Below are 25,706 nucleotides of genomic sequence, written 5' to 3'. Positions count from 1 at the left end.
GGGGAATAGGGGATAGGGGACAAGTTTCGGGTTTCGGGTTTCGGGTTTCAGAAAAGGTCGGAGTAATAATTCATTGATCGATAGCTGTAGTTAGAAGAGTGAGGACAAACAATAGGGAGTAAATCGTAGGTATACAGACCTCTTCCTCCCTGCCACCTGCCATCTGACACCTGCCATATTTTTTGATCTACCTTTCCTTAGTTGACTATTCCTGACTGGATGTCAAACTAGCCGCAGAAACGACCCACAGCCGATTTTGGTCGGTGCTAACAACAAGCACCTGTTCACCCGTCTGAAAGTCTCTGGCTTCATCGGTGTAGGCAATTAATTCGAGAATGCTGCCTTTGATTTGTAGCCGCACTTTGCCTCGGCTGTTGGCATTGAAGGGCACTTCAACCGTTCCAGCGATGCCAACTAGATCAGCAGAACGCACGAGGCTATCTACTTTCTGGTGACGTAAGGCGCGTAGACTGCCTGACACTAGACCACCGCAAAGAATACCCATAAGTACAGCCGCGATCGCCACAATTCCCGCAGGCAAAGGCACCGATAAACTCGACAACACTAGCCCCGTCAATCCAAAGAAGCAAATGCCAAACGTCCAAAACTTGAGGCTTTTCATCACCCCTAGCCAACCCCAGCGATTGGAACGGCGCGGCAAAACGCGATCGCCATTTCCTGGATCAACTAGCTCAACATCCGTGTCGAGATAGACCGCCAGATCAGCATCATGATCAAAGTCGTGATCTAAGTCATGGTCAAAGTCAAAATGATCGAGTCCTCCCAGCATTGCCAGAAGCACAAACACTCCCCCGATCGCAAAACAAAACCAGTAAATTGTCAGCATTGCGGCAGGTTCAACCAAAAATCATCTTCATCTTGGCATCCCTATCTACCGGAAACTTAGATTTGGTACGATTTTTAACCTGAGCGAGTTTCGGGTTCCAGGTGTCGGGTTTCAGAATTGACTTATCTTTCTTTCTGCCCCTGCCCCCTGACCCTATCGCCTAATCCTCAACACATAGGGCGCTATACGATTCTTGGCGTAAGAACTGACCCAAACTTCATACTTGCCAGCCAGCCATTGCCCCGTCACACCCGGATTTTTGCCAGCCAAATCATCGTTGCACCATACGCCGCCCGGTCCTCGAATGGCTAGCGCGGTATCCTCTGAGCTTTCCACTAAAATGCTAAGCGACTCAGTAAACCCTTTTAAGACGATCGTATGAGACGGTGCAGAATTGGCAAACCCTGTACAGGGTCCTGTGGGCGTAGCGGCTCGTCCAGTGATGTCGTTGACTGCCGTGGAGCCGCCCGTATTGCCCCGCAGTTCGACAGGGGAAAATTGGGGGCTAAGATTAACGCTCGCTGGCTGAGAGTGAGCCACATCAGCCCAGATATTCAGCGTGGTGGAAACAACAGAGATCGCCGCCAAGCCCCTTTTCCACTGGGATCGGTTGAAAAATCGGTTGAAATTGATTTGGGTTGCCATTGTTCACGCTCGTTCAACTGCTAACTCGTGATGACGATAGCGCCGAATAAGAGTTCCTTATTTTGCAATCTCTAACGCGGCTTGCAGTCGAACCACGTCCCAACCCTGTTGATGCAATAGCAGCCAAGACTGGATCAAATCAGGTCCTTTCGTTTCTCCAGTCAGGGCAGCCCGCAAAATCGGCTTCAGTTGACCTTCTTTACGCCCTAAATCCTTGGCAACCTGCTTGATAATCTCTGGAGCATTCGTTTCCGTCAACGGACTGTGAGCCGGAATTGCCGCCGCAATCCCTTTGATCACATCAGCACAGCCTGCTTGCTGCAACTTTTTTGCACCCTCTTCATTGATTGGAGCATCGGCGACAAACAGGTAGCGCGTCATGGCAACGGCATCGTCTAACCGAGTCAGGCTGGCACCCACTAAGGCGGTGACTTGTTCCAGCCAAGGGCGATCGCCCGTCCAGTCAAAGTCGTAGTTTGCCTGCCAGTAGGGAATCAATAAATCGGTCAACTCGCCAACAGGCATAGGATGGAGATATTGGCTATTGAGCCAGTTGAGCTTGTCCCAATCAAACTTAGCTCCGGCTTTGTTGACGCGATCGAAGCTGAACTGTTTAGCAGCCTCTTCTAAGGTAAAAATCTCTTGAGTAGAATCGGGTGGCGACCAGCCCAACAGGGTCATGTAGTTGACCAATCCAGGGGCGACATAGCCCATTTGCTGAAAGTCTGAAATGGAGGTCACGCCATCTCGTTTAGAGAGTTTCGCGCCCTTCTCGTTCAAAATTAGCGGCGTGTGTCCAAATTCTGGCACCCTGGCACCCAGAGCTTCATACAGCAGAATTTGCTTGGGCGTATTGCCGATGTGGTCTTCACCGCGAATCACATGGGAGATTGCCATATCAATGTCATCCACCACTACGACAAAGTTATAGAGAGGCTGACCAATGCTGGTGGCAGAAGCCGCACGAGCAATCACCATGTCGCCGCCCAGATCTTGCCCTTTCCAGGTGATAGTGTCACGGACTAAATCGTTCCAAGTGATTTCGCGATCGCCCTCAATCTTGAACCGAATCACCGCTGTTCGCCCTTCGGCTTCGTAAGCCGCCTGTTGCTCCGCCGTCAAATTGCGGTGGCGGTTGTCGTATCGCGGTGCTTCACCCTTTGTCTTTTGCGCTTCTCGCATGGCATCCAGTTCTTCAGGCGTGTCATAGGCGCGATATGCCAAGCCTTTATCCAGTAATTCTTGAATTTTTTGATCGTACAACTCTAGGCGCTGGCTTTGAAAAAAGGGACCTTCATCCCAATTCAACCCCAACCACTGCAACCCTGACCTAATGTTGTCGGTAAACTCTGGCTTGGAACGCTCCAGATCAGTATCTTCAACTCGCAAAACAAAGGTGCCGCCATGATGACGAGCAAACAACCAGTTAAAAACGGCAGTCCGAGCCGTGCCAATGTGAAGGTTACCGGTGGGGCTAGGAGCAATACGAACGCGAACGGTCACAGCAAAACTCTCAAGAATTGTAATCTCTACCATGCTATCTGAACTTTGCAACCCCGCGCAGCCTCTCCGGTGCATTTGTGATTACGGTACGACGGTGCCAAACGAACTGTCGTCCTGTTTAACGTGCCACACTGAAGGCAATGATTGGAGAAAACCCTAGGGGGTATCACTGTGATCTCAACAGAACAGCAGGTTTGGACAGATGAAGCATTTATGGCATTGCCTAAAGATGGGCATCGCTATGAGTTGGTCAATGGGGAATTAGTAGACATGGGCAATTCAGGGATGGAGCATGGTGAAATTGGCTCACTTTTGGGTGGGCTTTTAGCGATCTATGTTCGGCAGCATAAATTAGGAACCGTGTGTGATTCCAGTACGGCGTTCGCCTTGAAGAATGGCAACAAGTGATCGCCAGATGTCTTTTTTGTATCCAAAGAACGACTTAAGGGCTTAAAGCGTCCGCCACGCGGCTTTTTTCAAGGTTCCCCCGATTTGGCGGTTGAAATTCTTTCGCCTAGCAATACGGTTGAGGAAATCCATACAAAAATTGTGGAATATTTTGAGAATGATACGCGCTTAGTGTGGGTCATTCATCCCGATGAAAAATATGTGTTGGTCTACCATGCGCCCGAACCAGAGCGCCTATTGCGTCCTCAAGATTCGTTAGAAGGCGGCGCAATCGCTCCAGGATTTTCGATGTCCGTTGCTGAATTATTTGAAGAGTGGGATTTCTAGCGATCGCCTATTACTCTTTCATCTATCTCAGCTACGTCACTTACCCCCAAACGATTGTCATCGAATGGTCAGCAATAAGAACAGCTTGAAACGGGATCGACGAGGCTCGAACTCGCAACTTCCGCCGTGACAGGGCGGTGCTCTAACCAATTGAACTACGATCCCACGCAGCCCCTTTTTCAGAGGAGACTCTTATTGTGTCAATCACTCGCCCATTTGTCAAACATCTGACCAAGTTTTTTAGGATTTGACCTGCTATCAAGGCGAAATAAAGGCGAAAACCGCGATTGCCCCAAGATTTGCCCTATCCATTGAACTCTCGAATATTGCCGTAGTGGTTAATCGCATACTGTACTTGCAGCAGCAAGCGCACGTTGTCGGCAGGAGGGCTAGCTTTGTGAAAACAGCAGGGATCTTCTGCAAATCCGAAGCCTGCTTTTCCACAAAATGTAACTATGTTCTCGGTGCCATACTGATCGATCAGTTTCTGATCAGGAATCGCTGCACACCGCTGCCCTAAAAGTTGATGGAGCAGTGTTTTATGGTGATGAGTGCCGGCGATACAAACATGTGGTCCGCCCGAAATATCGACAGCATTGATATAGAAGAAAAACTTAATGGAGCGGTAGTCATCCAAATCATAGTGAAATACTTGAGCTTGGTGGGTCTGCTCTTTCAAGGTTGATGGGGCTGGGAAACTCCACAGCAACTCGCTGCCAATGCAAATGGGTTTTGCGCCCAGAAATTTTGCCGCGATCTCCAGCAGCGTTGGATCGTGAATCAGTTGTTTGACAGCAGCACAGTCTTGAGTGGGGTAGCTACAAACCATAAACTGCTTCCCTATCTTTGACTCAACGGCTGGTTTATCCGCAAGGCAAAACTGTAGAGTGGGATCGCGATCGCCCCAACAAGGAGTAGTCTCCGCATAATCTAAAAATTTTTGTATTAGATCAGGAGACAATTCAATTCCAGAATAATAGCCATCTTTGTGAATCGCTGTCACCACTGCATCAATATCAATAGGCTGGAGATTTGAGCAATCAGCAGCTCTGATTGTGTAAGATTTTCCAGTGATTTGATACAGCGAACTCATTAAGTTGCGCAACAACTCAATTCGGCTAATTTTTCGCATTAGAAACAGCTTAGGATTATGCCGAAAACAGTAATAACTGCTGTGAAAATATTTTAATATTCGTGATAAAAAACGCTCAGAAAAGACTCGTCTTGAGACATTTTTTACCTGCTGATATGACAAATCAATCATAATTAGAATCCTGTTTCTAGAAATTTCAAGACAGTATTCAGCCAAAGAAATATTGGGGGCATCTCACTTTTCCACTCCAATCATTGCCGTCATCCTAAATCTCTCTGCCGCAGGCAATAGACTTTGAACCTAGCTCCCTTCTTCTGCGAGAGCAGTGAGCATAAGGACGGTTCAAGTGACGGCAAAACAGGGATACACTTGAATCGTCTCTAGCTACTCATAGCTAGAGACTTACCGAACGAATTTTTCACATATTTCAATCCCTTGCTTGCGACTAGCAATGCTTATGTAAAATCTGGGAAATAGGTATATTACCTAGCTTCAAACGATGTAAATACACGGGAGTTGTTAATTTAAGCAATTGGTATAATTTGAGAGAGCTAGAATTGAGTGAAGTTAAGAAATAGAAAGAGTTGACAATAAAAAAGTGATTCAGTTCTCATATTGAAAAATTAAGCCTCTGTTGTGATTGCAAACAGCATAATTGGTGATAGAACAGCACATAATCTTTTTTATAGGATGGATAGAAAAACGGCTATGTATTTCTACTAGCTTTATCTTTATTTTGTGTAAGGCTGAAATTCTTTGAAGAAGCTATGAAGTTTCACTGAACTGTTTTCTAAAGTTGATGTGAAGTTTAAGTAAGTGCTTTTGAGATACGGATGTGGATCTTACTTTATGCTACGGTTCCACCCAGAATTAATGTCTAGATTCACAACTATGATCATTCGAGATGCGGTGGAAGCAGATTTGCCTGAGATCGTTGAAATTTATAACTCCACTATTGCCTGTCGCTTAGTGACCGCCGATATAGAGGAGATTTCTGTGGAGAGCCGCCTATCTTGGTTTCACAGTCACACTTGCGATCGCCATCCTTTATGGGTGGTCGATCCAAGCCTTGAACAAGAAATGGAGTGCAATTTCTTGAAAGAGGGGATTCGCTGTGACATTGCAGGCTGGTTGGGCTTTCAATCTTTTTACTCCGCCCGCAAAGCCTACGATAAAACGGCGGAACTAAGCATTTATATTTCTCCAAATTATCGGCGGCAGGGCATTGGGCGGATTTTGCTGCAAGAGGCGATCGCCCGGAGTCCTGCGTTGGGCATCAAAAATTTGGTGGGCTGCATTTTTGCTAACAATGAACCCAGCCTGAAGTTGTTCAAAAAGTTTGGATTTGAGCAGTGGGGCTATCTGCCCGCGATCGCTGAGTTTGAATCAGGCACCCGTGATCTAGTGATTTTAGGGCGGCACTTAAGCAGTTAGGTGATCCAAAACGCGCTACCTTATCGGATAGAGTGCGATTCACATAGCGCGTGGCTAGATCAGCATGACCTTAACAGAACAGTTTTTTTCGCAGCTACCAGCGGATGCTTTAGCAGGGCTACGGCGCACGGATGAACTTTGGCGATCGCTGCGTTTGGGAACTTTACCCATCCCGACAGTCGTGCAAGAAAGTCCAAAATTGATAGAAAGTATCGATTGGGATGTGGTCGTTTGTGGCGGCACCCTGGGCATTTTGCTGGGGTCAGCACTGGCGCAACGAGGGTGGCGGGTGGCGCTGTTGGAGCGGGGCAATTTGCGGGGACGCGATCAAGAGTGGAATATTTCTCGGCGGGAATTGGATGTATTTGTGTCGCTGGGGTTGTTGACCACCGATGAACTAGAGCAGGCGATCGCTACCCAATACAATCCAGCGCGCATCAGCTTTTTGGGTGGGGATGAGGTCTGGGTCAAAGATGTCCTCAACATCGGCATTGATCCGGTTTATTTGCTCGAAACCTTAAAACAGAAATTTTTGCAAGCAGGCGGACAGTTGTTTGAGCAAACGCCTTTTAACGGGGCGATCATCCATCCTAATGGAGCAATCGTTCACGCGGGAGAACGGGAGTTTTCAACGCGGCTCGTACTAGATGCCATGGGGCACTTTTCACCGATTGTGCAGCAGGCACGACAGGGCAAAACGCCGGATGCCGTTTGTTTGGTCGTCGGCAGTTGTGCCACAGGTTTTCCAGCCAACCCTACGGGCGACTTGCTCGTCTCCTTCACACCGATTCAAAATCAGTGTCAATACTTTTGGGAAGCGTTTCCCGCTCGTGATGGCAGAACGACTTACCTGTTTACCTATGTGGATACTCATCGCGATCGCCCCAGCCTGGAAGCCCTATTTGAAGACTATCTTCGCCTGATGCCCAGCTATCAAGGTGTGGGATTGCAACAAATTCAGCCCAAACGTGCCCTATTTGGCTTTTTTCCGTGTTGTCGCAATAGTCCTCTGCAACCCAGTTGGGATCGAATTTTGCCGATTGGTGACAGCAGCGGTAGTCAGTCGCCATTGAGCTTTGGCGGCTTTGGGGCAATGGTGCGCCACTTACAGCGATTAACCATCGGCATTGATCAGGCATTGCAGGCAGATGTGTGCGATCGCCGCGCCCTTTCCCTGCTCCAGCCCTACCAGCCCAATCTTTCCGTCACCTGGCTATTTCAGCGCACCATGAGCGTCCGGATGGATCAAAAAATTGCGCCCAATCAAATCAACGACACCTTATCCAGCGTGTTTCAAGGCATGGCAACCCTTGGCGATCCAGTACTCAAGCCCTTTTTGCAAGATGTTGTGCAATTCCCTGCTCTTTTCCAAACCTTAACCAAAACCGCCCTAACCCGCCCAAACATCGTCGCCAGCGTTATTCCCCAAGTGGGTATCCCTGCCCTTGCATCGTGGATGCGGCATTACGCTACTTTGGCAACCTATGCCGCTCTCTATCCCCTCAGCCAACCTCTAATTTCTCCCTGGCTGACGACCCTCTCACCTACTGCGCGCTACTATAGTCAGCGATGGCTCGATGCATTTAAGTATGGCTCTGGCAAAGATTATGACGAGTGACGAGTGACGAATGGCGAGGGCGAATGGGGAATGCGAAGTGTTGGGAAAATTTCGAGTTTTGAGTGCTAACGAGTAATGGTTAAAAAGGATTGGGATGGCGATGGATTTGGCGGGGCGACGTTTGTTTGTGCAAGAAATTCGACAACTAGATGAAGCGATTAATCTAGAACGTGCATCGCTGTACATTGCTCTGGAAGAATATCCTGATCTGGATGTGGATGCCTACGTCAATACGTTGGATGAGATGGCAGCGGTGGTACTCGATCGCTTACCCGCAGAACTATATCCACTAAAAATTCTGAAGACCATCCAGCAGTATCTCTACAACGATTTGGGCTACTCCGGCAATCGCGCAGAGTACTATGATCCGCGCAACAGCTTCTTGAACGAGGTGATTGATCGCCGCACTGGAATTCCTATTACCCTGTCACTAGTTTATCTAGCGATCGCCCGTCGGATTGACTTTCCCATGGTTGGCATCAACCTGCCGGGGCACTTCATCATTCGCCCGATCGCCCAAGAGATGGAGATCTTTGTTGATCCCTTTAATGGAGGCGAGATTTTGTTTCTGCAAGACTGCGAAGAGTTATTGATGAAAGTGTTCGATCGCCGCGTGGCACTCCAGCCCGAACACTTGGCTGCTGTTAGCAATCGCCAGATCTTGGCACGCTTGCTGACCAACCTAAAAGTGATCTATGCCAACCAGCGTAATTTTCCCAAAGCCGCCCAAGCCTCCGAACGAATTTTGCTGTTGTTTCCCGATGCGCCCCTAGAACATCGAGATCGCGGTATGCTTTACCACCGCAGCGATCGCCTCGCCGAAGCCCGTCAAGACTTTGAACGCTACTTGGAGCTTGCCCCCCTCGCCGAAGATGCCCAAGTCATTCAAGGAATTTTGGATGAAATGTCGGAATGAGGCGAAAGGCGAATTATGTAAATAACTCAAAACTGTCCTTGCCCCTTCCTATCCCTTAACTCCTATTAGATAGACTTCTTCTGCTACTTGCTTGATGCGTTGTAGTTGAGTTTGCATATCTTGCTGAGTCCATTGGGCGGCGAAAGTGTTGAACCCAAACCGGATGATGGGGTTGGGAATCGTGAACTCAAACCGATTGACTAAGCGGGTGCCTTCTAGCTCAGGGTTGCATTCCCAGCGATCGCGCCCTGCAAAAAAACCCTTAAACGCCCAGACAACCAGGCCCGGTTCCCGCTCCACCACCACATTCGTAAGAGTGGGCTGCAACACTGGAATTTGCACCACAAAACGGCTCTGGCTACCGATTTCTGTAGACCAATCGCCCACAGGTTCACAGCGCAAAGCCGGGTTAAGCCAGCGATGCATCAGCGTCAGTTCTGTGATGCACTGCTCAACCACCGTGGCACTGGCATTCACCTGAATCGACTGTTCAAATACCCGCGTAGAAGCCATGCAAAAATCAAAATTGAACTCAAACGTTAGAAAAAAGCTAGGGATAAAATGCTAACTGGGGCAACCCTAATTGTTCATCCCAATCCATCATAATGTTGAGACATTGGATCGCCTGACTCGCTTGCCCTTTCATTAGGTTATCGATCGCCGATATGACAATCACGCGCCCTGTCCGAGGGTCAACCTCCAGCCCAAGGTAGCAGAGATTGGTATGACACGCCCACTTCGTTTGCGGAAAGATACCGCTCGGCAAAATCTTCACCCAAGGAGAATTGCGATAGAAGGCGTTAAAAATCGTCAGCAAATCTTCTCGCACTAACCCCGGATCGCGGAGCGTGGCGTAGACCGTCGCCAAAATGCCGCGCGGCATGGGAACCAGGTGAGGCGTAAATTGCACCATCACTTCATGACCCGCGAGATCGCTGCAAATTTGCTCAATTTCTGGGGTATGGCGATGGCGGGCAACTCCATAGGCACTAAAAGAGCCAGCGGCTTCTGCTAGCAGCATATTAGTCTTTGCCTGCCGCCCGCCGCCCGAAGTGCCCGATTTGGCATCGACGATCGCAGTTTCTGGCACAATCAAACCTTGCTTGAGCAATGGCGATAATGCCAGCAAGCTAGCAGTCGGAAAACACCCCGGACAGCCAATTAGCTGAGCCTGAGCAATGCGATCGCGATACAATTCCGGCAAGCCATACACAGCGGTTTCGGCAACTGCTTCGTCCGTGCGTTCAATGCCATACCAAGTTTTGTAAACCGCCAAATCGGAAAAGCGATAGTCTGCCGAAAGATCTAAAACCTTACAGCCTTTCGCCAGCAACGTCGGAGCCATGGTGCAGGCAAGTCCATTGGGTAGCGAGAGAAAAACAACTTGGCAGCGCTCGGCGATTTTGTCCAAATCAATGGGTTCAATCACCTGATCAACGCAAGATTCCAAATGAGGATAAAGATCTGAAAATGGCTGTCCGGCACTGCTGTCTCCGCCTAGATAGGCGAGTTCCAAATTCGGGTGATCCATCAGAATGCGGACAAGCTGCACACCCCCATAGCCCGATGCGCCGACAATTCCAACCGGGATACGTCCACCATCACCCATGATGCTTTTACCTTATTGCAGATTAAGTACAGAGAACTTTGCTGCATTGTAGTCCCAGATAAAAGATTTGGGGAAGGCAGCGATCGCGGGTTCTGCAAAAAGTGACCTGTGTCCCCATTTAAACAGTGCTAAAAACAAGTGAGGCACTAGGATGCAGAATTTAACCCACATTATGAGGAAAATGTTTATATGAAAAAAACTTTTACGGGCGGTTGCCTATGCGGCGCAATTCGCTATGAATATTTAGCCGAACCGATTGTAATGGGATAATTGTCATTGTCGTAAGCGAAGCCACCGGTGAGTTTGCTAAAACGACATTAAAAGCTTTTGTCATACAGTATGGCTCTCGACATCCTATGAACTCTCCTTTCCCAGGCTACAAGATTCGAGCTGCTCGAATTGAGGATTTAGCAACGCTAGCTGAGATTGAACGAGCCGCAGCCACCTTGTTTCGTGATACGCCTCATGCTTTTCTGGTTGACGCTGAACCGCTCTCGTTAGACTTTGTAACCCAACAGTTTCAAGCAGGACGGGTGTGGGTGGCTGTAGACGATCGCGATATAGCTGTGGGATATGCGATCGCACAGGAGGTTGATGGCAACGCTTATCTACAGCAAATTGATGTCCACCCCTCTCATGGACATAGAGGTATTGGGCGCAAACTTGTCGAGGTTGTTTGTGCTTGGGCGAAACAGCAGAACTATCGCAGGATAATGTTATCGACCTTCCGTGACATTGAGTGGAATGCCCCTTTCTATGCAAAACTTGGATTTCAGATTTTGGCTGAGACTCAACTCACCGAAGGGTTACAGCAGATTAGGGGTAAAGAAGTTGAGATTGGATTGCCCATTGATCAACGGATAATCATGTACCGTGATTTTGAGATCATGCCGCTGAAATAAGCGCGATCGCCATGATCGTCTGCCTTGCCGTTTGTGAGATCACAACTTGCCGATTATCGCCCCTTGATCATGAGCAATGCGGCACCATCGGGCGTGATTACTTCGCCAACTGCAACAAAGCCAACTCGTCGGTAGCATCGGATGGCGCGATCGTTCTTAGGTGAGGGATCAGTTTGCACCTTAGTAACCGCCGGATCTTGAAAGAGCCGAGTCACAAAAGCACTAATCATCGCACTGCCCAAACCTCGACCAAGCTGCTCCGAGTTAGCTAAAAACTGGTCAATTCCTCTCGCCCCCGGATCGGTTTCCTGCTCCCACCACCCATCACCAGAACCCATGACTACATAGGACTGAATAAACCCAATCGGTTCATTTTCAAGTAAGGTAAGGTAGGCTCGTGTGGTCGATTTGCCCGTAATAGACGGCAGGTAGTCGCACTCCACCTCAGCGTAGGTTGTGGGACTGTCCCACCATTCCGCGACGTGCGGGCGGTGCAGCCACTCATGCAGCATCACAAGGTCAGAAGCAGCCAACGGCTTAAAAGAAATCGTTTCAGCAATGTGGTTCATGGGCAGATTGCATCGTGAAGTAGGGCTGCCCTAATTTAACGTGGGATGAATTGACCTGATCAGCAATGGTTTGGCTAAAGTTCAAGTAACCCGCCCTTACCGCAAACAGACTAGAATTTAATTAGAAAGACTCTTCAAAAAACGTTACGGTGGCGCTTTGAACTTCTCCGCAGATTCCTCACAGATTGCTTTATCTTCCTTTCAATTTGATGCGATTGAGGCAGCTTTGGCAGATTTGAAAGCCGGTCGCGCGATCGTGGTCGTGGATGACGAAAATCGCGAAAACGAGGGCGATGTCATTTGTGCCGCGCAGTTTGCCACACCTGATTTAATCAACTTCATGGCGGTGTATGCGCGGGGGCTAATTTGCCTCTCCATGACCGCCGAGCGGCTCGATGAACTAGACCTGCCGCTGATGGTGTCCAAAAATACTGATAGTAACCAGACTGCCTTCACCGTCAGCATTGATGCTGCACCAAATGTGGGAGTAACTACGGGCATTTCTGCCGAAGATCGCGCCCGAACGATTCAAATTGCGATTAATCCCGGCACCCGCCCCAATGATTTGCGCCGTCCAGGTCATGTGTTTCCCCTCCGAGCTAGAGAAGGGGGAGTGCTGAAGCGGGCAGGGCATACCGAAGCAGCAGTGGATTTGGCAGAGATGGCAGGGTTATATCCAGCGGGGGTAATTTGTGAAATTCAAAATCCCGATGGTTCCATGGCGCGGCTACCAGAGTTGGTTGAGTATGGCAAACTGCACAATCTTAAAATCATCAGCATTGCCGACCTAATTAGCTATCGGCTTGCTCATGAGCGGCTGATTTCGCGAGAGGCGATCGCCGATCTACCGTCTGAGTTTGGGCAGTTTAAGGTCTATGCCTACCGCCATACGCTAGATAACTCAGAACATGTGGCGATCGTTAAAGGTGATCCTGCTAACTTTGCCCATCAGCCCGTGTTGGTAAGAATGCACTCTGAATGTTTAACAGGCGATGCTCTTGGTTCCCTGCGCTGCGATTGCCGGATGCAGCTTCAAGCCGCCTTAAAAATGATTGAGAGTGCTGGACAAGGGGTCGTGGTTTATCTACGGCAAGAAGGGCGCGGCATCGGTTTGGTTAACAAGCTTAAGGCTTACTCGTTGCAAGATATGGGTCTGGATACGGTGGAAGCCAACGAGCATTTAGGTTTTCCCGCCGATTTGCGAAACTACGGCATGGGTGCCCAAATGCTGGCTGATTTGGGCGTGGGTCAAATGCGCTTAATTACCAACAATCCGCGCAAAATTGCGGGACTGAAGGGCTACGGTTTAGAAGTGGTCGATCGCGTTCCATTGCTCGTCGAAGCGACTACCTATAACTCGGCTTATCTGGCAACCAAGGCAGAAAAGCTAGGGCATTGGATGTTGCAGACCTATCTCGTGACGATCGCCCTGCAATGGCAAGATGGCGCTCAATCCATCACCGATTGGTACGAACGGTTAGAAAACCTTCGGCAGCTTGTCAAGCCTTACGATTTTCAACTGCAAGAAGAAGTGCGCCCCATGGCGATAGCTCTCTTTGGCGATACTGCCCGGATTGTCCATCTTGGCTTTGAACAACCGCTGCTGGGCACCCCCGATTGGTATCAACAGCCCGATCATCCCTATGTAGAGGCGATCGCTAAAATCTTAGATTCCTTAGCCGCCCAACCCACCCTTAAACAGCTTGAATTTTTGATTGCCCATGGGGGCGATCCGCTGACTGGTCTGCAAATTCAACTCGATCGCCACACCTATCCCCTCAGTTTTTCTCCTTCCGCCGTATGTCAACATCTACAAACCCAAATCATCTACAGCTTTCAGCATGATCCGGTGAAGGAGTAGAGGAGGGGTGGAGGGGGGAGGCATACTGCATTTTCGTCATTCGTCATTCCCCCTCGCCTCTCGCTCGCCCTTCCCTAAATCAACCCCTTCTCTTTCAGCCATTCCCGGTTAAACAGCTTAGATTGATAGCGACTGCCGCCATCACAGAGGATCGTGACGATGGTATGTCCGGCACCCAGTTTTTTTGCAAGTGATACAGCCGCCGCAACATTGATGCCGACGGAGCCGCCCATGAATAGACCATCTTTTTCGAGGAGTTGGTAGATGGCTTGAATGGCTTCGCGATCGCCCACTTGAATCGCATCATCCGCAGGCGCACCTTCCATATTGGCAGTGACCCGGCTATTGCCAATCCCTTCCGTAATCGAACTTCCTTCTGGGTGCGGTTCTCCGGTTTTGACATAGCTGTAGAGTCCGCTACCCATGGGGTCGGCTACAACGCATTGAATCGCCGGATTTTTTTCTTTGAAGAATTGGGCAACTCCAGCATAGGTGCCACCCGTACCCGTTGCCGTCACCCAAGCATCCACTTTGCCATCGGTTTGTGCCCAAATCTCTGGAGCCGTGGTTTCATAGTGGGCGCGGCGGTTTGCCAGGTTATCAAACTGGTTTGCCCAAATTGCGTTCTCCAGTTCGCTGGCGATCGTGCCAGAAAGCCGGACGTAGTTGTTGGGATCTTTATAGGGCACGGCAGGCACCGTGCGAACTTCAGCCCCTAGCGTTCTCAGCAGGTCGATTTTTTCCTGAGATTGAGTTTCAGGAATGATGATCAGACACTTATAGCCTTTGGCGTTGCAGATGTGCGCCAAGCCAATACCTGTATTGCCTGCGGTGCCTTCCACCACAGTGCCGCCGGGTTTCAGCAATCCTCGTTCTTCGGCATCCTGGATGATATACAACGCAGCTCGATCTTTGACCGATCCGCCGGGATTCAAAAATTCCGCTTTGCCCAAAATTTCGCAGCCCGTTTGATCACTAAAGCTGTTGAGCCGAATTAGGGGAGTATTGCCGATGGAGCCAACAAATCCGCTTTTGATATCCATGCTGAGAGATCCTGCCGTGTTTCCTTTCTACGATTTTGGCGCATTGCGATCGCCTATCTGCCCCCAATCTACAATTTGAGCCAGCAAAAATCATCAATATTTGTAGTTAGGCTAATTTACGCTCCTCTATCGTGATTCAAAACCTGGGCTGCGATCGCCAAAGCGCTTACGCCAACTACTGCTCCCGCCATCGCCCCCCATTTCAACACCGGATTTTTGTCAATCCAATCCGTCACGCTGGGGATGACCCATTGCCCAAAATCGCCTTCAATCCGGTTATCTTCTGAGGCGGGTTCGTAAAGATTATTGGAATCAGTCTCAGATTTGGCTTCACTCGTCTTCTGCAATGGAAAACCAATCGCCGACAAAATGGAATCCACCAGCCCTGGCGAAAGTCGCTGTGCCACATCTAGAACTTTGCCCACATCGCCCACAATAAAATCTCGAACGGGATGTTCAGCCGTATAAAGAATCGCATCTGCAACTAAACTCGGTTGATAGTAGGGTGGAATTCCAGTGGGTTTCACACCGAGCTTGGTGCGCCCATGATTATAAAACGGAGTGTTAATCACCGACGGCTTAATGCTGGTGATGCTAATTGGAATGTCCTCATGGTGCAGTTCAACGCGCAATGATTCCAAAAATCCCTCTACTCCATGTTTAGAGGTTGAGTAGGCACTTTGAAACGGCAGCGATCGCCGACCTTCCATTGAAGAAATAGAAATAAAAGCCCCTTGTCCTGCCAGCCGCAAGTAAGGAAGTGCTGCCATTGCGCCATAAATTTGCCCCATCAAGGTCACGTCTACGACTCGCTTAAATTCCTCTGGTGTAGTTTGCTCAACTGTTGCAAAAACGGCTGTTGCCGATGCATGAACCCAAGTATCTAAGCGACCATAGGTGGCAACAGCTTTGTCGGCGATCGCTTTCACTTGCTCAAACTCAGAAACATCGGCAACGACAGCGGTTGCCTCTCCCCCTGCTTGCTGAATCTCATCTACTAAGGACTCCAATCCGGGCTGACTGCGGGCAGAAACTACAACGCTTGCCCCTCGTTTGGCAAACTGGAGCGCTGCTTCACGTCCAATACCACTGGAAGCCCCAACGACTGCGACCACTTGTTGAGAAATTGGCTTTAACTGCATTTAGGTAACTCTCCAAAATAATGCAAAATTACAGAACAATCAATCGAGCTTTTACCGCTCCCTATTAAGAATCGTAACGACTATCATTTCGCTCAACATCTGTCGCAAGAGTAGGCTTAACTTCAACGATTGCAGTTATGAGCGATCGCGTCAGAGTGGGACATCAATTCAGCAGATGAATGAATGGTTTCGATGAATGAAGCGGTGCGATCGCTTGCAAAAATTGCGGAAACAACGGCAGCATAACGCTGGTATCTTCAAAGCAAAAGTTATAATTACGTCCATGTTCATTGAAGTGCTTAATCGCTATGAGTCAGAAGCTAATCTTAGAAATAAGCGATGAAAGTTATGCAGACCTACAGCAAAAAGCAAACGCCGTTGGTGTATCCATCACAGAGTGGATCGTCACAGCGTTAAATAAACAGGATGTTCCTGTCAATGAGGTCTTACATTCAGCAGAGCATTTAGAACAAGCGCGGCAGAGGTTTAGGAGCCACGCTGGAGCAATTAGTCTCGGTTATCCCACAGGCATAGACAATGAAAGTATTGATGCTGATCTTGCAAAAGCTTATGCAGACAATTACTGAGAGCAAGGTTAGTTCGTGCTTTTAGATACGTCAGGATTACTCTGCTATCTCCATCAGAATGAACCCCAACATCAAGAGGCTGTGCAATTGCTTGATGGTGCAAATGAAAGGCTGTTGACTCACAGCTACATTTTGGCTGAGTTAGTTGCTTTAGCCTTGGTGCGTCGATTACCTCGTCCTGCGGTATTGACATTTGTGATGGATTTGCTTGATTCTCCAGATATTGAAACTGTTTGGGTGAGCAAACCATTGCACCAAGAAGCAATGCAGCTTTTGCTGGATAGGCAAGATAAGACCTATTCCTTGTGTGATGCAGTCAGCTTTGTTTTAATGCGTCAGCACGGCATAACAGAGGCATTAACAACTGATCGACATTTTGAGCAAGAGAAGTTTGTGCGCCTGTTGCAGTCCAACGCATCTTAACAACCGCAAGGTTTTGTAGTGCTTTATTTGAATTGGTTCTGGAGACAGCTTGTTCAAAGCGTTACTGCTTTCTTAGTTTCGGGAATGCTAAAGGCAGTTATATTTTTCTACTCAAGAAGCGAAACTGCAATGACTAGTCATCCAGATCTTTTAGAACTTGCCAGAAGTGGAAATTGCAGAGCTATTGCTAAGTTAATGAATCACGCTCTTCAAGCTAAAGGTATTGATGCAAAAATAACAAAAATAACTCTCAAAAGCGGATGCTTACAAATCATGTTGGAAGCACCTCAAATCCCTGACCAGCAATCTCTAGTTTCGTCAATTTATAAGGGTCTTATCAAGCTGGGATCTGAACATATAGAAGAAGCAGAGATTTATGGAAAAAAGACGGGCGAAGAAATTCCAGCATGGCACGAAAAATTTGATTTGTTGGCGAAATCTCACACTGGCTTGAAGGTTTTGTCTGCCAGTCCTTCTAACACCACCCCAAATGATCTAATAAAAAATCTCCAAGCTGATAACTATCGAGTTATAGGAGAGAAAGAAATACTCTATGCAAGTCTTGGAGTACTAGCAGTTTCCCTATTCATTTTACTTAGAATTAGTTTCGGTTTTGCTGCTTTTATGCTGGTTATAACAGTAATTGCAGTTAAAGTGCAGCAACTTCAGTGTTTTGGTGTCGGAATCAAAGTATCAGAAAAACAGCTACCTGAGATTCATGAAATAGCACAGCTATCTGCTCAAAGATTGTGCATGAGAACACCAAATGTTTTTGTCAAAGAAAGTCCAACTCTCAATGCTTTTGCTATCGGATTTCTAGATGACAAAAAAACTGTTGTGATTCATTCAGCATTAGTTGAGGCTATGAATAAAGATGAACTAGCTTTTATCCTTGGGCATGAATTTTCTCATATTAAGTGTGATCACACTAATTACATAGTCTTAACTAATACTGCTGAAAACATAGCCAAAATACCAATCCTTTCGGATGTTCTAGGTTTTATTTTCTTACTTTAGTCTAGAAAGTGTGAATATACTTGCGATCGTGGAGGCTTGATTGCTAATCATAATCTTAAAGCTGCGATTTCTGCGCTAACAAAACTTGCTGTTGGAAAAGAACTATTTGAGAAGATTGATATTGAAACATTTCTGTCTCAAAAGAGAGAAATTGATGCAAATGATACAGCGGTTTGCGTTCAGATAGGGGACACTAAAGTGGTGCAAAAGAAGGTAACGAATGAAGCCGTATTCCATCGACTTGCGAGAACGAGTTGTCAGTGCGATTGAACAAGGAGATAGCTCTTTCAGAAAAGTAGCGCAGCGCTTCTGTGTCAGCAAAAACTGTGTCGAGCGGTGGGTCACTCAGAAGCGGACACAAGGTCATGTGGTGCCACGCAAGCAGGGTGGGTCGGTGAGTGCGGTGATGGAGCATCAAGATCAGTTGATGGCGATCTTCGAGCAACAGACCGATGCGACCTTGGCAGAATACTGTGAGTTATTGTTTGATGCGACTGGACTATGGGTAAGCCAAAGCACCATGTGTCGGACATTCCAGCGACTAGATTTACCACGCCAAAAAAAACACTCCGCGCCCACCAAGCGACGAGCGAACGCGTACAACGCTTAAGAGCGGAGTATTGGACCCAAGTCAAGGGGGTAGACCTCAAGGACTTAGTGTTTCTTGATGAGATGGGAGTTTTGCTGGGACTGATGCGAACGCATGCCCGTGCAAGGTCTGGAGCACGAGCTTACGACTTCAAACCCTTTTATCGCGGTAGTAAGGTGAGTGTCATTGGTGCGATCTCGGTCTCAAAAGTCCTGGCTGTAATGACAATGGATGCTTCGATGGACGCGGCTGCCTTTGAAGTCTATGTCTCCCAGTGTCTTGTGCCCCAACTCTGGCAAGGGGCTGTTGTGGTCATGGACAATCTGCCGACCCACAAAGTAGACGCGATAGCACCTCTAATTGAAGCGGTTGGCGCAAGGGTGCTGTACCTGTCTCCTTACTCCCCGGAATTTAACCCCATAGAACACTGGTGGTCGCAGTTAAAAGCCTTCTTAAGGCAGTTCTCGCCGACGACCTCGAAACGGGTCGATACGCTGATTGCAACGGCGATGGATTTAATGAATCCGAAGCATTTGCGAAACTGGTTTGCCCACTGCTGCTACTGTCCCTCATGAGTCTGCAAACCGCTGTATATCGAAACTTACAGAGATTTTCGAGACCCACCCATATATTGTAAATAGAATACATGAAATAACAAATTTCTATGAATCAGAATCGTATAAGCAAATTGTAAGTGACTAATAAAAGATTAAAACCAAGATATTTTTACTAAATATTTTTGCGGCGTTTTCTCAGGCTTCATGTTTGGTGTTCGCTATCTGGTAGCAGCTTGGACTGAGAAGAGTCAGATTCTTCACGATATGATAGCTAGCACGTAGAAGTAAAAAAGCTCCTTCTTTGATTGAATTGATGCCTTCTGCTAAAAACAGCGATTCAGCTTAACAACCCCAATGCAAGTGATCATGAATGCGATCGCGATTAACTCTGCCCAAAGTGATTCTGTGGACTACACGCTTCAGCTAAAGCAATTGATGCACCAAGCGGGATTGGTTAGCTTCAAAGGATTGAGTCATACGGCGGGTGTGTCAGAAGAGCAAATTCGCAAGCTGAGGCAAGGGCGCGTTGATCAAATGCAGGTTGTTACCGTACAAAAACTGGCTGAGGCGTTGCAGGTTTCGCTTTTAGAATTAATCTCTACTTTTTCAGACATGACTCTTAGCTCTGAACCGTCCGCCCTTCGCGACGTTACTGATTTGCAGCAGGAGTACGATCGCTTGCAACGTCAGCTAGACCAGCAAAAAGCAGTCCTTTTGCAAGAATTTCAGCAGTCGAGCTTGCAGGTGTTGGAGTCACTGCTGTTGCAGTTGCCCACGGCAGCGTATGCGGCTCAGCAAAATCCCCAGGTGCCAGCGGTGAAGCTGTTGCCCTTGCTGCGCCCAATTGATGCGTTGTTGCAGCAGTGGGGCATTGAGGCGATCGCGCAGGTTGGCGATGAAATTCCCTATGATCCGCAGCAGCACCAACTGATGGAAGGAACGGCGAAGGGAGGCGATCGCGTCCGAGTCAGGTATGTGGGCTATCGCCAGGGAGACAGATTGCTTTATCGGGCAAAAGTCAGCCTCGCTGGGTAGTATCCGGTGCCAACCATAGCGCTAAATTTCGCAGGTAAGCCTTCAAATCGGGAAGCGCTTGGGGTTCGGTTTGCATGGTGTCTCCGGGTGGCTCATCGACAAAGCTAGGACAGTCTAAACGGGCATCCCAGTTGTAATCGCAAAAGTGGTGAAAGGTGGACTCGGCAACGGCGCGTCCCAGTAGGTTGCCTTGGGCATCTCGTTCACGCTCAAAGGCGATCGCCAGGTTGAATGAGCGACCAGTCACCAAGCTAGTTCCTGTGGCGATCGCCCGTGCATGGGGATTGTTGGCAGGCACACCCACAGCACCCTCATGGGGATGGGCTGGGAAAAACTGAATGATGCCCGTGTTCGCAGCAGGATTTTTAAGCAGATCGTGAATCGGTTCCGTAATGGTGATCCGCTGGCAGTCTCCATTTCTCCCTGAATGATAGTTGGGGTAGGAAATGTACGTTGTGTAAGGATCATCAATGCAGTGGCGCGATGGATCAGGGTCGGGATTTTTGGTATGGAAATAGTGCGCGTCGCCCACACCCGCTAGGGAACAAACCGAGCAGCCTAAATCCATGTGGTCACGGGTCACCATCATGCCGCCGCCCCGCCGTCGAAAATCTGAAATCCCTTTACAGTCTTTTTCACTAATGCCATCGCCCATATCCACGGCAAACAGCCACAGTTCATCAAAGTCTGATGTATCCAGCGTACTCAGCACCGGATCATTGCCGTTCTCATCCGCTTCGCGATCGCGGGAGGTGATTTCACATAAAGGATTTCCTGCCGGATCTCGCAGGGATGACAAATAACCATGCAGCAAGGAGAATCGGCTAATGCTCCAGTCATCTGCTGTTGTGGGAATAGTCGTTTGCAGCAAAATCCGAAGAGGCGACATAGGCGAGAGGGAAAAAGGGGTAGGGAATGAAAGGATGAACTTATCAAGTCCTATCTGGTTCTACTACCTTAGTAAAAAAACCCCTAGACAGAATTGCCTAGAGGCTAGAGTTTCACTAAGTAGTTCAAAACTATGCGTTATAAGGAGCAACACCGCTAAATTTCAGCTTGACTGGGTCAGGGTTGCTGCCAATATTGCGACTAACGTTGTTGACCATTGCACGACCAGGATTGACTTTTTCAGGGAAAACGCCATCGGCAGGGTGAAGATATTGCACTTCTCCGTTGGGGAAAATGCGATAGATTTTGTAATCCATGATTTTCATTTTCCGCAATTGCTGACCACCCAGTGCAAGACATTGCTCTTTGCGCGCCAGATACAAAAGGTTTTCTCCTTCTCTCATAACCGCTGCCCCGCCAGTCGGCATTTCAAAAACCTGCTCGGTTGGGCTGGTCCAGGTGATTGCGTATTTTTCTTCAACAAGGGCTTTCGTCAGTAGTCCACCAGTGCTACCACCAAAAATGGGGGGTTGTCCAGTAAGAGTGTCTGCCATTGGATATTTCTCTCAATGTTTTAGGGAATCCTATCACTGAGCTTGCCCCCTTCTATGGTCTTTTGAGGGAACTGTAACAGTTCTTTAGCTATCACCATCAATCGTTTGCATGAGACAGATTTATCTCAGTTGTAGTTTTCTGGCAATGCACAATCTCTTGCTAGTATTCTTTTTTTCAGCGAGGACTGCCTGTTGCCTATAGCAGGCAACGCGATCGCGCAATAATCAGGGCAGGCGATCGCGTCCTCCGAGAAGGCTGTAACCAGATGCACCATACATTTTAGACAGTGTTGCTGCGTAAAATATTGACAGTGGCTACAAGGAATCTGACGCTGGGATCAAATCTTTGAAGCGCTAAAGGTATCGCATTGTTTGAGGCTACCCGACTGAAAGCCACGATTAAACCAGCGCACTCGTTGGGCAGAACTGCCGTGAGTAAAGGAATCGGGCACCACATACCCCTTTGCCTTGGTTTGTAAGCGATCGTCCCCAATTTGGCTAGCCGCATTTAAGGCTTCTTCAATATCGCCGGGTTCCAAAATTTGTTTGGTTTGATTCGCTTGATTTGCCCACACGCCAGAAAAACAGTCTGCCTGAAGCTCAACCCGTACCGAAAGCTGATTGGCTTCGGTTTTGCTGACTTGCCGCTGAAGTTGATTCACTTTCGGCAGAATGCCAAGCTGATTTTGTACATGATGCCCCACCTCATGGGCAATCACATAGGCTTGGGCAAAGTCGCCGGGTGATTGAAGCTGGGTTTTCATATCCCGAAAGAAACTGGTATCGAGATACACTTTGCGATCGCTAGGGCAATAGAACGGACCCGTAGAGGACTGTGCCACACCACACGCAGACTGCACCGCGCCCGAAAACAGCACCAGCTTTGGCTCCTGATAGGTTCGTCCCAATCCCTGAAACTGCTCATTCCACACATCTTCTGTCTGGGCAAGCACCGCCGCGACAAACTTAGTTTCTTGGGTTGGTGCTGGAGGGTTGCTCCCTTGCGGCGCATTAGAAACAGGTGGATTGTTCCCAGCCTGATCCAAAATGATGCTTGGATCGCCACCTAGCAGCGTCACAACGATCGCCAGAAGAATCGTCCCAATTCCTCCCCCTGCCACGGCTTTACCTACGCCACGCCCACGCTGATCTTCCACGTTGTCACTCTGGCGACCCATTTGCCACTTCATGGTGATGTCCTTTCATAAAACAAACAGTTGCGGCTCACTATATCGGGTTCAGCGAATCACTTCATCACCATAAAGTAAGAGTTCGCTAGAGAAAATTGCTGTTTGCTGAGATACGATTGCTTGGTGAATCTGCCCAGTTATGCTTGACACTACCACTTTTGCGGATCAGGGCTATGATGCTCAGAAATCTGAATATTTGGGAGAGAACCTGTGTCTAACGTGATTGTTCAGCTTTTGATCATTGGTTTGGTTGCCGGGATTGCAGGCGGCATGTTTGGCATTGGGGGCGGCGCAATTATGGTGCCGGCGATGGTGTTGCTGCTGGGCATGGATCAAAAGTTCGCGACGGGCACTTCTGTAGCTGCCCAAATTTTGCCGATTGGATTATTTGCCGCGATCGTCTATCAACGCAATGGCAATTTGAATCCGTGGCACGCGTTATATATTGCGATCGGACTGTTGATTGGCAACTTATTTGGGGCATTGTTTGCCAATCAGCCCTATGTCAGCAGTGAGATGATGAAAAAACTGTATGGCGTGTTTTTGTTTGTGATTGGTGGACGCTATCTATTTTTTAGATGAGTCGTCGCCAATAATTTGGGTCTGGTATTCTCGTTCGCTCATTAGGTCTTGGGTTGTTTCGACGCGATCGAGGAAAACAATGCCATCCAAATGATCAAGTTCATGTTGGAAAATCCGGGCGACAAAATCCGTGAGAGTCTGCTGATAGAGACTGCCATCGCGTCCGGTATATTCCACCTGAATGGTAGTGTGACGAGGCACCAATCCCCGAATGCCGGGAACACTGAGGCACCCTTCCCAGCCTTTTTTGGTTTCTGGTGAATAGGCAACAATGCGAGGATTGATCATGGGCGTAGGCTCCATTTCTGGCGCATTGGGGTAGCGTGGGTTGGGGCGAGATGCCACAATGAATAGTCGCACTGACTCATTTACTTGGGGTGCGGCGATGCCTACCCCATTGGATTGCTTCACTGTCAACAGCAATCGATCAATTAACGTTTGCATCTGTGGACTTGGTAGGGATACAGGTTGGGATGCGATCGCCATAGGAATCACTTCCGCAACCCGACGCAATCTTGGATTCCCCAGTTCAATCACTGCTAACGGTTCGATATTTTTCATGCGTTAACTTCCCACTTTTTATTCTCTATTTTTCCACGGTTTGTTTGGGGTGGATTTTGCGATGCTCAATCCTCTCAAGCGATCGCATCTTTTCAATCCATCATGCAATCTTTGTTACTCGTCATGTTCTTTTAGACCCACGATCGCAGCCACATCCGCAAAGTAAAACCATCGGGCGACAACGGTAAACCCAGGTAAACAGGTAGCCAGAACAGGAAAGAAAGAGTGACGATCGCCAGGATGGCAATGCTGAGTTGACGCAGATGAGCCTGACGGCTGCCCAGCCAGCGATCGACGAGCCATGCCAGCGCCATGGAGGCAAACACCGACGCGCCCATATAGTGATAGATAAACAGGCAGCGCGTCACCCGCAGCCAGGGCAGTAGGTTTGCTAGATAGCAAATGGCAAGGAAGACTAAGAGCGATCGCTCGGTCACACTCAGCGCTATCGGGATGGTCCATTTTGCTGGGTTTACCCGACGGTTGAACCGCTGATTGATTTGGATGGTGATTTGCTGAATAAACAACCAGCCAACGATCGCTAAGACAATTGCGATCGCCGCTGTGGAAAACCACCATAAAAAAGGATTGCCCATCGCGTGAACATCGTAAATCACCCTTTCGGCATTACTAGGCGGCAAGACAACCTCGGACGGCAGCGGATCACCCTTGCCCGTAATTTTGTAGAAATAAGCCACGGGTCGCCACATAACCAGCCAGCTAAACCAGGTAGAGCAGTAGGGATGAACTTTCGGTCCACTGCCCACCCGCTCGTGATACCTCAAAATTTCACCTTGGATATTCCATAAATCTGTCCAAAACCCAAGCTTGGCGTTGAGTTGGAGATGGGGAATCCAAATCAAAATATAGGTGAGACCAGGAATCACCATCAGAGCGATGAAATAGCTAACAATTTGCCACCCACGCAATCGCGCTAATTTTTCTAGGAGGTCAGGTTTCGTAGACGCAGTGCGGGGGATGAAAGTGGGCGATCGCGGAAACAATCGCCAGATCCCCTGCGCCGCCAGCAACAAGCCATAGGCTGCCAGCAAAAACCATAGCCCATTCCACTTGACCGAGGCAGAAGCTCCAAAGCAAATCCCTGACGCTAGCAACCAGCCGCCCCGCTTTAAGGGGTGTCCACGCTCCACACTCAATAGCAAACACCACAGCCCCAGCAGCCCAAAAATAACCAGATAAACATTATTGAGGGCATAGCGCGATTCCACCAGAAATAGCCCATCGAGTGCCGCCAAAAATCCAGCGATCGCGGCATAGCGACGGCAGCGAGTCACCTGATAAGCAAGCCCGACGATGACCAGCGGAATCAGCGAACCCGTCACTGCATTCAGCCAGCGATAAGTCCAAGGGGCAACTAAACCGCCAACTAAGCCATTCACCTCCGATTGCCCAAAGGGAAGACGACTGCCAATCCACATACCGCCCGCAATCAAATATTTGCTTAGGGGCGGATGTCCATCAAAAAATGGAGTCCAACTGAGATAGTTGTAAGCAAATTTGGCGAAATAAACCTCATCAAAAACTAACGTATTGAAGCGATTAATCCCCCAAAACCGTAATCCCAAAGACAGCAGTAGTAAACCAATTAGATAGGGTCTGAACCAAGAGAAGGACTGGTCAGTCGTTTTGAACTGGGTCATACCTTAGCGATCGCGACTTTTTTGTCTCAACTGTCTCATACTCCTGTAACGATAGGGTTGAGTTAGAATAGAAATATCTTCTTTTTAGTTCTAAGATCTATTTTTTACAGCATAAGGGTAGTTTCAATCATGTTGGTAAGAGTTA

27 protein-coding genes, 1 tRNA gene and 1 pseudogene are annotated in these 25,706 nt (G+C 48.5%); 13 read left to right on the top strand and 16 right to left on the bottom strand.

Going from position 1 to position 25,706, the window contains the following annotated elements; translation table 11 throughout:
• Positions 1-205 precede the first annotated feature (205 nt).
• The 3 genes from AC1S5B_RS15270 to gltX form a co-directional block, all read right to left on the bottom strand.
• Complete coding sequence (locus tag AC1S5B_RS15270; protein ID WP_482036524.1) at positions 206-865, bottom strand: NfeD-like protein; 660 nt, start codon at positions 863-865, stop codon at positions 206-208.
• A gap of 135 nt (positions 866-1,000) precedes the next feature.
• Positions 1,001-1,492, bottom strand: a complete 492-nt coding sequence (locus AC1S5B_RS15265) for a hypothetical protein (protein ID WP_482036523.1) — start codon at positions 1,490-1,492, stop codon at positions 1,001-1,003.
• A 57-nt stretch (positions 1,493-1,549) separates the two neighbouring features.
• Entirely contained in the window at positions 1,550-3,028 is a 1,479-nt protein-coding gene (gene gltX, locus AC1S5B_RS15260; protein WP_482036522.1) for a glutamate--tRNA ligase, read from the bottom strand.
• A 180-nt stretch (positions 3,029-3,208) separates the two neighbouring features.
• Between gltX and AC1S5B_RS15255 the strand changes: the two are divergent.
• Positions 3,209-3,730, top strand: a pseudogene (locus AC1S5B_RS15255) (Uma2 family endonuclease).
• A gap of 91 nt (positions 3,731-3,821) precedes the next feature.
• Here AC1S5B_RS15255 and AC1S5B_RS15250 read toward each other — a convergent pair.
• Positions 3,822-3,895: transfer RNA gene (locus tag AC1S5B_RS15250), tRNA-Asp, on the bottom strand.
• Between the two features lie 139 nt (positions 3,896-4,034).
• Positions 4,035-4,736 (bottom strand): hypothetical protein, encoded by a 702-nt coding sequence (locus AC1S5B_RS15245; RefSeq protein WP_482036521.1) that lies wholly within the window; start codon positions 4,734-4,736, stop codon positions 4,035-4,037.
• A gap of 936 nt (positions 4,737-5,672) precedes the next feature.
• On the opposite strand from AC1S5B_RS15245, the gene AC1S5B_RS15240 reads away from it, so the two are divergent.
• The 3 genes from AC1S5B_RS15240 (at position 5,673) to AC1S5B_RS15230 (ending at position 8,791) form a co-directional block, all read left to right on the top strand.
• A complete protein-coding gene (locus AC1S5B_RS15240) occupies positions 5,673-6,257 on the top strand; it encodes an N-acetyltransferase family protein (protein WP_482036520.1) in 585 nt (194 codons plus the stop codon).
• Between the two features lie 64 nt (positions 6,258-6,321).
• Positions 6,322-7,875, top strand: coding sequence for an NAD(P)/FAD-dependent oxidoreductase (locus AC1S5B_RS15235; protein ID WP_482036519.1), 1,554 nt, complete (start codon positions 6,322-6,324; stop codon positions 7,873-7,875).
• A gap of 94 nt (positions 7,876-7,969) precedes the next feature.
• The gene (locus AC1S5B_RS15230) at positions 7,970-8,791 is read left to right on the top strand and encodes a SirB1 family protein (RefSeq protein ID WP_482036518.1); all 822 of its coding nucleotides are present in this window, start codon (positions 7,970-7,972) and stop codon (positions 8,789-8,791) included.
• Between the two features lie 48 nt (positions 8,792-8,839).
• Here AC1S5B_RS15230 and AC1S5B_RS15225 read toward each other — a convergent pair whose 3' ends face one another.
• Positions 8,840-9,304 carry an SRPBCC family protein gene (locus AC1S5B_RS15225; RefSeq protein WP_482036517.1) on the bottom strand — a complete coding sequence of 155 codons (465 nt, stop codon included), beginning with the start codon at positions 9,302-9,304 and terminating at the stop codon, positions 8,840-8,842.
• A gap of 37 nt (positions 9,305-9,341) precedes the next feature.
• Positions 9,342-10,400 (bottom strand): N-acetyl-gamma-glutamyl-phosphate reductase, encoded by a 1,059-nt coding sequence (gene argC / locus AC1S5B_RS15220; RefSeq protein WP_482036516.1) that lies wholly within the window; start codon positions 10,398-10,400, stop codon positions 9,342-9,344.
• 356 nt (positions 10,401-10,756) lie between these two features.
• On the opposite strand from argC, the gene AC1S5B_RS15215 reads away from it, so the two are divergent.
• Positions 10,757-11,302: a GNAT family N-acetyltransferase gene (locus AC1S5B_RS15215; RefSeq protein ID WP_482036515.1), complete on the top strand. Its 546-nt coding sequence runs from the start codon at positions 10,757-10,759 to the stop codon at positions 11,300-11,302.
• Positions 11,303-11,355: 53 nt separating this feature from the next.
• On the opposite strand, the gene AC1S5B_RS15210 is transcribed toward AC1S5B_RS15215, so the two are convergent.
• A complete protein-coding gene (locus tag AC1S5B_RS15210; RefSeq protein ID WP_482036514.1) occupies positions 11,356-11,871 on the bottom strand; it encodes a GNAT family N-acetyltransferase in 516 nt (171 codons plus the stop codon).
• Between the two features lie 157 nt (positions 11,872-12,028).
• Here AC1S5B_RS15210 and ribBA point away from each other — a divergent pair, with 157 nt between their 5' ends.
• Positions 12,029-13,732, top strand: a complete 1,704-nt coding sequence (gene ribBA / locus AC1S5B_RS15205; protein WP_482036513.1) for a bifunctional 3,4-dihydroxy-2-butanone-4-phosphate synthase/GTP cyclohydrolase II — start codon at positions 12,029-12,031, stop codon at positions 13,730-13,732.
• Between the two features lie 74 nt (positions 13,733-13,806).
• On the opposite strand, the gene AC1S5B_RS15200 is transcribed toward ribBA, so the two are convergent.
• Both AC1S5B_RS15200 and AC1S5B_RS15195 read right to left on the bottom strand, forming a co-directional pair.
• Positions 13,807-14,775, bottom strand: coding sequence for a cysteine synthase A (locus AC1S5B_RS15200; RefSeq protein ID WP_482036512.1), 969 nt, complete (start codon positions 14,773-14,775; stop codon positions 13,807-13,809).
• A 116-nt stretch (positions 14,776-14,891) separates the two neighbouring features.
• Positions 14,892-15,917, bottom strand: coding sequence for an SDR family oxidoreductase (locus AC1S5B_RS15195; RefSeq protein ID WP_482036511.1), 1,026 nt, complete (start codon positions 15,915-15,917; stop codon positions 14,892-14,894).
• 308 nt (positions 15,918-16,225) lie between these two features.
• Between AC1S5B_RS15195 and AC1S5B_RS15190 the strand changes: the two genes are divergently transcribed.
• From AC1S5B_RS15190 to grpE, 6 genes are all read left to right on the top strand, one after another.
• Complete coding sequence (locus tag AC1S5B_RS15190; protein WP_482036510.1) at positions 16,226-16,504, top strand: hypothetical protein; 279 nt, start codon at positions 16,226-16,228, stop codon at positions 16,502-16,504.
• 15 nt (positions 16,505-16,519) lie between these two features.
• The gene (locus AC1S5B_RS15185) at positions 16,520-16,927 is read left to right on the top strand and encodes a type II toxin-antitoxin system VapC family toxin (protein WP_482036509.1); all 408 of its coding nucleotides are present in this window, start codon (positions 16,520-16,522) and stop codon (positions 16,925-16,927) included.
• A gap of 129 nt (positions 16,928-17,056) precedes the next feature.
• The gene (locus AC1S5B_RS15180; protein WP_482036508.1) at positions 17,057-17,944 is read left to right on the top strand and encodes a M48 family metallopeptidase; all 888 of its coding nucleotides are present in this window, start codon (positions 17,057-17,059) and stop codon (positions 17,942-17,944) included.
• Between the two features lie 220 nt (positions 17,945-18,164).
• The gene (locus AC1S5B_RS15175) at positions 18,165-18,554 is read left to right on the top strand and encodes a helix-turn-helix domain-containing protein (protein ID WP_482036507.1); all 390 of its coding nucleotides are present in this window, start codon (positions 18,165-18,167) and stop codon (positions 18,552-18,554) included.
• A complete protein-coding gene (locus tag AC1S5B_RS15170; protein ID WP_482034977.1) occupies positions 18,446-19,108 on the top strand; it encodes an IS630 family transposase in 663 nt (220 codons plus the stop codon). The genes AC1S5B_RS15175 and AC1S5B_RS15170 overlap by 109 nt, the downstream gene beginning before the upstream one ends.
• A 336-nt stretch (positions 19,109-19,444) precedes the next feature.
• A complete protein-coding gene (gene grpE / locus AC1S5B_RS15165; RefSeq protein WP_482036506.1) occupies positions 19,445-20,125 on the top strand; it encodes a nucleotide exchange factor GrpE in 681 nt (226 codons plus the stop codon).
• Here the strand turns inward: grpE and AC1S5B_RS15160 are convergent.
• The 4 genes from AC1S5B_RS15160 to ypfJ all read right to left on the bottom strand — a co-directional run bounded on the left by AC1S5B_RS15160 (position 20,109) and on the right by ypfJ (position 22,757).
• Positions 20,109-21,014 (bottom strand): hypothetical protein, encoded by a 906-nt coding sequence (locus AC1S5B_RS15160; RefSeq protein WP_482036505.1) that lies wholly within the window; start codon positions 21,012-21,014, stop codon positions 20,109-20,111. The genes grpE and AC1S5B_RS15160 overlap by 17 nt on opposite strands.
• 130 nt (positions 21,015-21,144) lie before the next feature.
• The gene (gene psaD, locus AC1S5B_RS15155) at positions 21,145-21,567 is read right to left on the bottom strand and encodes a photosystem I reaction center subunit II (RefSeq protein WP_482036504.1); all 423 of its coding nucleotides are present in this window, start codon (positions 21,565-21,567) and stop codon (positions 21,145-21,147) included.
• Between the two features lie 125 nt (positions 21,568-21,692).
• Positions 21,693-21,842: a hypothetical protein gene (locus AC1S5B_RS15150; protein ID WP_482036503.1), complete on the bottom strand. Its 150-nt coding sequence runs from the start codon at positions 21,840-21,842 to the stop codon at positions 21,693-21,695.
• Between the two features lie 63 nt (positions 21,843-21,905).
• Positions 21,906-22,757 carry a KPN_02809 family neutral zinc metallopeptidase gene (gene ypfJ / locus AC1S5B_RS15145; RefSeq protein WP_482036502.1) on the bottom strand — a complete coding sequence of 284 codons (852 nt, stop codon included), beginning with the start codon at positions 22,755-22,757 and terminating at the stop codon, positions 21,906-21,908.
• Between the two features lie 210 nt (positions 22,758-22,967).
• Between ypfJ and AC1S5B_RS15140 the strand changes: the two genes are divergently transcribed.
• On the top strand, positions 22,968-23,339 hold the full coding sequence (locus AC1S5B_RS15140) for a sulfite exporter TauE/SafE family protein (protein ID WP_171573717.1): 372 nt from the start codon (positions 22,968-22,970) through the stop codon (positions 23,337-23,339).
• On the opposite strand, the gene def is transcribed toward AC1S5B_RS15140, so the two are convergent.
• Positions 23,325-23,900 carry a peptide deformylase gene (gene def / locus AC1S5B_RS15135; RefSeq protein ID WP_482036501.1) on the bottom strand — a complete coding sequence of 192 codons (576 nt, stop codon included), beginning with the start codon at positions 23,898-23,900 and terminating at the stop codon, positions 23,325-23,327. The genes AC1S5B_RS15140 and def overlap by 15 nt on opposite strands.
• A gap of 131 nt (positions 23,901-24,031) precedes the next feature.
• The gene (locus AC1S5B_RS15130; RefSeq protein ID WP_482036500.1) at positions 24,032-25,561 is read right to left on the bottom strand and encodes a dolichyl-phosphate-mannose--protein mannosyltransferase; all 1,530 of its coding nucleotides are present in this window, start codon (positions 25,559-25,561) and stop codon (positions 24,032-24,034) included.
• Positions 25,562-25,706 lie beyond the last annotated feature (145 nt).

It is taken from the genome of Leptolyngbya sp. CALU 1928 (genome assembly GCF_056784215.1).
The sequence above is the reverse complement of the archived record's forward strand: the minus strand, read 5'-3'. Positions and strand labels throughout refer to the sequence as shown.

What these genes read in the sequence shown, in the direction of transcription:
- ypfJ (WP_482036502.1), bottom strand. Translation starts at nt 22,757, where the DNA reads ATGAAGTGGCAAATGGGTCGCCAGAGTGACAACGTGGAAGATCAGCGT.
- AC1S5B_RS15190 (WP_482036510.1), top strand. Translation starts at nt 16,226, where the DNA reads ATGAGTCAGAAGCTAATCTTAGAAATAAGCGATGAAAGTTATGCAGAC.
- AC1S5B_RS15210 (WP_482036514.1), bottom strand. Translation starts at nt 11,871, where the DNA reads ATGAACCACATTGCTGAAACGATTTCTTTTAAGCCGTTGGCTGCTTCT.
- gltX (WP_482036522.1), bottom strand. Translation starts at nt 3,028, where the DNA reads ATGGTAGAGATTACAATTCTTGAGAGTTTTGCTGTGACCGTTCGCGTT.
- AC1S5B_RS15240 (WP_482036520.1), top strand. Translation starts at nt 5,673, where the DNA reads ATGCTACGGTTCCACCCAGAATTAATGTCTAGATTCACAACTATGATC.
- AC1S5B_RS15160 (WP_482036505.1), bottom strand. Translation starts at nt 21,014, where the DNA reads ATGTCGCCTCTTCGGATTTTGCTGCAAACGACTATTCCCACAACAGCA.
- AC1S5B_RS15265 (WP_482036523.1), bottom strand. Translation starts at nt 1,492, where the DNA reads ATGGCAACCCAAATCAATTTCAACCGATTTTTCAACCGATCCCAGTGG.
- AC1S5B_RS15230 (WP_482036518.1), top strand. Translation starts at nt 7,970, where the DNA reads ATGGCGATGGATTTGGCGGGGCGACGTTTGTTTGTGCAAGAAATTCGA.
- AC1S5B_RS15170 (WP_482034977.1), top strand. Translation starts at nt 18,446, where the DNA reads ATGGGTAAGCCAAAGCACCATGTGTCGGACATTCCAGCGACTAGATTT.
- AC1S5B_RS15180 (WP_482036508.1), top strand. Translation starts at nt 17,057, where the DNA reads ATGACTAGTCATCCAGATCTTTTAGAACTTGCCAGAAGTGGAAATTGC.
- def (WP_482036501.1), bottom strand. Translation starts at nt 23,900, where the DNA reads ATGAAAAATATCGAACCGTTAGCAGTGATTGAACTGGGGAATCCAAGA.
- AC1S5B_RS15150 (WP_482036503.1), bottom strand. Translation starts at nt 21,842, where the DNA reads ATGGTGCATCTGGTTACAGCCTTCTCGGAGGACGCGATCGCCTGCCCT.
- AC1S5B_RS15215 (WP_482036515.1), top strand. Translation starts at nt 10,757, where the DNA reads ATGAACTCTCCTTTCCCAGGCTACAAGATTCGAGCTGCTCGAATTGAG.
- argC (WP_482036516.1), bottom strand. Translation starts at nt 10,400, where the DNA reads ATGGGTGATGGTGGACGTATCCCGGTTGGAATTGTCGGCGCATCGGGC.
- AC1S5B_RS15200 (WP_482036512.1), bottom strand. Translation starts at nt 14,775, where the DNA reads ATGGATATCAAAAGCGGATTTGTTGGCTCCATCGGCAATACTCCCCTA.
- psaD (WP_482036504.1), bottom strand. Translation starts at nt 21,567, where the DNA reads ATGGCAGACACTCTTACTGGACAACCCCCCATTTTTGGTGGTAGCACT.
- AC1S5B_RS15195 (WP_482036511.1), bottom strand. Translation starts at nt 15,917, where the DNA reads ATGCAGTTAAAGCCAATTTCTCAACAAGTGGTCGCAGTCGTTGGGGCT.
- AC1S5B_RS15175 (WP_482036507.1), top strand. Translation starts at nt 18,165, where the DNA reads ATGAAGCCGTATTCCATCGACTTGCGAGAACGAGTTGTCAGTGCGATT.
- grpE (WP_482036506.1), top strand. Translation starts at nt 19,445, where the DNA reads ATGCAAGTGATCATGAATGCGATCGCGATTAACTCTGCCCAAAGTGAT.
- AC1S5B_RS15130 (WP_482036500.1), bottom strand. Translation starts at nt 25,561, where the DNA reads ATGACCCAGTTCAAAACGACTGACCAGTCCTTCTCTTGGTTCAGACCC.
- AC1S5B_RS15235 (WP_482036519.1), top strand. Translation starts at nt 6,322, where the DNA reads ATGACCTTAACAGAACAGTTTTTTTCGCAGCTACCAGCGGATGCTTTA.
- AC1S5B_RS15225 (WP_482036517.1), bottom strand. Translation starts at nt 9,304, where the DNA reads ATGGCTTCTACGCGGGTATTTGAACAGTCGATTCAGGTGAATGCCAGT.